Origin of the sequence: Paenibacillus campi (assembly GCF_034659835.1) — a bacterium.
Lineage (GTDB): Bacteria > Bacillota > Bacilli > Paenibacillales > Paenibacillaceae > Saccharibacillus > Saccharibacillus campi.
Genome location: NZ_JAXSQZ010000019.1, coordinates 1 through 4,939, shown reverse-complemented (window position 1 = coordinate 4,939; position 4,939 = coordinate 1). Strand labels below are relative to the sequence as shown.

Genomic DNA, 4,939 nt, shown 5'->3' with positions numbered 1-4,939 from the left:
ACACCGTCGGCAGGTTATAACGTAACGGGAACGGTAGTGGAACCGAATGGAAATACAGTCACAGCCGTAACCTATGCGAATGTGCAACTGTATCAAGGCAATATGGCAATCGCCAATACGGTAGTGACCGATGCGTACGGAAATTTCACGATGACCGGTGTAAGCAACGGCACCTACAATTTGGTTATAACTAAAAGCGGACGAATTTCCACGTTTCTCGTGACGATCAACAACGGCAATTATAATTTTGGCGGACAAAATCTGCTCTTGTCGTTGGGCAATACAAACAGTCAGGTACAAATTAGCGGTAATAGTACACCGAATGTCGTTGTCGGTGGATTGAATGATCTGTTCCAGGATGCGAATGCATTTACGGCGAATGATCAGCAAATCATTACCAATGGCGGTAAAGTCAATATTGCGTTAGTTGCACAAAAACAGGATGCTACCGCTGCACCAGGTGCAGCAGCTCTGCAAAAGCTGGCAAATGGACAAACGATCAATCTGTATCTCGATCTGACATTGGTTAAAACGACAACGACAGCCGCCAATGTATCTACGACAACGACGATTCCAACGGTCGGCAACTTACTGCAAATTGTCGTGCCGTATGATTCCACGAGTCAAAGCAATGTGGCAGTGTATCGTTATCATAATGGTGTGGCACAATGGATGTCTTCGTTGCCCTACAGCACAAGTGGTTCAAGCTCCGAAGGCTTTATGGTCAGCCCGGATCGTAAACAGCTCATTATCTGGTCGCAAAACTTCTCGACCTATGCGATCGCTGCGGGTAGCCAAACCGTCATTGGTAGCGGCGGCGGGGGTGGCTTTACGACAGGTGGCGGAACGGCGACTTCCACATTTGCCTTTACGCTGGCTCCGTCCGCAGGCGGCACGATTAGCCCGGCAAGTTTGTCTACTGTCCTGCAAGGCAGCAACCAAACGCTAACGTTTACACCGGATGCAGGGTACAGCATTCAAGACGTGATCATCGACGGTAAAAGCGTAGGCGCGGTCAGCACGTATACGTTTACGAATATAAGTGCAGCGCATACGATCAAAGTCGTATTTGCGAAAACGGCAACAACAACGCCGACAGACAATACAAGCAGCGAAGGCTTACCGTACTATATGGACGGTAACCAAAAAATATTTATCGGCTTTGCAACGACGATCAATGGAACGATGAAATATATCGCACCAACGGGTAAAGAAGTACTGTTCCAGCCAAACGCGTACTCATTCTCTGATGTGAACGGAGGCTGGGCAGCCGCACCGGTGAGTTTTGTCGCCGATCGTGAAATCTTCCTCGGCACTGGGGACGGTAAATTTTCACCGAACAAAGGCATGACGCGCGCGATGTTTGCGGCAGTCATGGGTCGACTGTACGAGCGCAGTTATGGCACATTGTCAACGAGCGGTGCAAGCCAGTTTAACGACGCATCTGCAAGCAGCTGGTACGGCACCTATGTAAACTGGGCAGCGCAAAACGGCATTATCAAAGGGATGAGCGACACATCATTCGAACCAAACCGCAACATCACACGCGAAGAAATGGCAGCACTGCTGTATCGCTTTGCTTCGTTCATGAAAGTGAACAATACGATCAATACCGATCAAAAGTTGACGTTTAAAGATGCAGGCAGCATCGGAGCATGGGCAAAACCAGCCGTTCAATTTTTTGCACAAACAGAAATCCTGAACGGACGCAGCACTACGCAATTTGCGCCAAAACAGACAGCGACGCGTGCGGAAACAGCAGCGGTAGTGGAGCGCTTTATCGAGCTGGTCGTTGCACAAGCAGCTCAATAATATGACCATGACGTTGTTCGATGATTAACTAGAACCAGATTAAAGGCGACCTTTCCCAATGCGCATGGTGGGTAAGGTCGTCTTTTATTCGGAACAATAGAATAGCTAGCATTGCGTTATTGTGCTTATTTGATATATATTTCTGAAAAATTTAAACATGTTATACAAATAGGCAATTTTAATTACGTTTTAGGCTGGATTTGTAAGTGTTTTGTATTTGCTAACATTTAAAATGTGTCTTAAGTAGTAAATGATTATATGACCATTAGTCAAAAGGGTATGCTGTTCTATTATGAGATGTATACATATACACCATAATATTCGGCAAAGCTGTACACAAAGAGAAGTTACATCTATTCGGAGGCGATGAAATGAGGCATCAGAAGCAGTTGAGAAATCGTATTACAATGATGTGTTTGACTATTTTATTAATAGTAGGAGTAATTCCGCCACATCAGGCGCATGCTAATTTGCCACCAGTTGCTCACAATGTGAATACCAACACTGATTATTCTGATCTTCAATCTGCGATCAACGCAGCTAGTAACGGCGATACGATCGGATTGTTGAGTGATATTAATCTTAGTATTGCTGATAATGCAATCCAGTACAACAGTTCCAATACGACGGTCACGCTGGATTTGTACGGATATAATCTGATTCGCCAAGCGCCACCAGGTATGATGGATGGTGGTGACGGTGCAACGATCGAAATCATGGCAGGTACGATGAATATACAGGACAGCCCTTCGACTACACATCCTCATCCACAAGGTTCGATTGATTTGCAAAACAGCTACGGCGGCACCGGCTCCGCAGTTAACATCCATACCGATGGTACATTGAATTTGAAATCCGGCGCACTGCTTGGTACTGGACAGGGAATTTACGCAGATCAAGTGGGTGCACATTTTAATATTAGCGGAGGCATGGTGTATGGCAGCGCCAATTCAGTTGGTTCGGAAGCTATTGCCGCAGTATCAGGTGTGTATGGCACGATTTCCGGTGGATATATCGGTACGAAAGACCCGAATGCCGCGATGATCTGGAGTGCGTCTACACTGGATGCCAAGTATTGGAACATTACGGGGGGCTACTTCACTTCCAATTCCTTTAGCGATCCAAGCCCAAATACGATTGCCAGCTTTATTACATCCGGTTCATTGATTACATTGAATCCGCCATTAACACAACCGTTATCAGGCAGTACGCAATATGTATATCAATTGTCGCAATTGTCTAAGGAAACGACTCCGACGGCGGCTTTGAATCCGCTCACTGAAACATTGATCGGTCTTGTCCCTAATGCCAAGTATACAGTTAATGGAAATACGTATATAGCTGATGCTAACGGAACGATTCCACTCCAGACGAGCTGGATTAACAGTAATCTTAGCATTGTCAAAACAGGTACCGCGAATGTATCGACAGATAGTAGTCCACAGTTGCTGACGATTCCCGCGCGTCCTGCCGCGCCAACGGTAACGGCAAATGATACATTGGATACGATTGTTGGCATAACGAGCGGTATGGAATATTCCATCGATGGCGGCAGCTGGACTGCATATTCGCCAACCAATCCACCACAGCTGAGCGGCACCCATATGGTAAAAGTAAGATATGCAGCCAGCTTACAACCGGTATCACTTACGAGTGATGCGACAACGCTCAACTTCTATCCTTCAACAAGCCACAGTGTGCTTGGCACTGTGATCGAGTTGAACGGAAATGCATCTAATTCGGTAGTCGGTGCGAATGTGCAACTGTATCAAGGCAATACAGCAGTTGGCGCAGCGGTCGTAACCGATACGTATGGCAATTTTAAACTATCCGGTATTAGTAACGGTGCATACAATCTGGTCGTGACCAAAGCGGGTCGCATCGCTACGTATATCGTAATTGTGAACAATGGGGACTATACGTTCGCGCAAACGATTATTTTGCCGTCGGGCAACACGAATACCCAGGTACAAATTAATGGTAGCGGTACACCGAATGTTGCCGTTGGCGGCTTGACTTCTTTGCTTCAAGACTCGCTCAGTTTCACATTAGCCGATCAGCAATTGATCAGCAATGGCGGTAAAGTCAATATCACAATGGATGTACAGCAACAAACTGCGGCGACTGCACCAGGTGCAGCAGCTCTGCAAAAGCTGGCAAATGGACAAACGATCAATCTGTATCTCGATCTGACATTGGTTAAAACGACAACGACAGCTGCCAATGTGTCTACGACAACGACGATTCCAACGGTCGGCAACTTACTGCAAATTGTCGTGCCGTATGATTCCACGAGCCAAAGCAATGTGGCAGTGTATCGTTATCATAATGGTGTGGCACAATGGATGTCTTCGTTGCCCTACAGCACAAGTGGTTCAAGCTCCGAAGGCTTTATGGTCAGCCCGGATCGTAAACAGCTCATTATCTGGTCGCAAAACTTCTCGACCTATGCGATCGCTGCGGGTAGCCAAACCGTCATTGGTAGCGGCGGCGGGGGTGGCTTTACGACAGGTGGCGGAACGGCGACTTCCACATTTGCCTTTACGCTGGCTCCATCCGCAGGTGGCACGATTAGCCCGGCAAGTTTGTCCACTGTCCTGAAAGGCAGCAACCAAACGCTAACATTTACACCGGATGCAGGTTACAGCATTCAAGACGTGATCATCGACGGTAAAAGCGTAGGCGCGGTCAGCACGTACACCTTTACAAATGTCAGTGCAGCGCACACGGTGAAAGTGGTGTTTGTCAAAACAGCAGTTACAACGCCAAGCAGCGAAGGCTTGCCGTACTATATGGACGGTAACCAAAAAGTATTTATCGGCTTTGCAACGACGATCAATGGAACGATGAAATATATCGCACCAGTGGGTAAAGAAGTACTGTTCCAGCCAAACGCGTACTCATTCTCCGATGTGAACGGAGGCTGGGCAGCCGCACCGGTGAGCTTTGTCGCCGATCGTGAAATTTTCCTGGGCACTGGGGACGGTAAATTTGCACCGAACAAAGGCATGACGCGCGCGATGTTTGCGGCAGTCATGGGTCGTCTGTATGAGCGCAGTTATGGCACATTGTCAACGAGCGGTGCAAGCCAGTTTAAAGACGTATCCGCAAGCAGCTGGTACGGCAC

At 47.5% G+C, this 4,939-nt stretch carries 2 protein-coding genes; both read left to right on the top strand.

What is annotated here, in order from left to right:
• Positions 1 to 1,812: S-layer homology domain-containing protein (locus U1I11_RS21555; protein ID WP_322908147.1), on the top strand; the 1,812-nt coding region annotated here is incomplete at its 5' end.
• Positions 1,813 to 2,183: 371 nt separating this feature from the next.
• Positions 2,184 to 4,939, top strand: a 2,756-nt coding sequence (locus U1I11_RS21550; RefSeq protein WP_322908146.1) for a DUF4073 domain-containing protein, incomplete at its 3' end; no start/stop codon positions are given.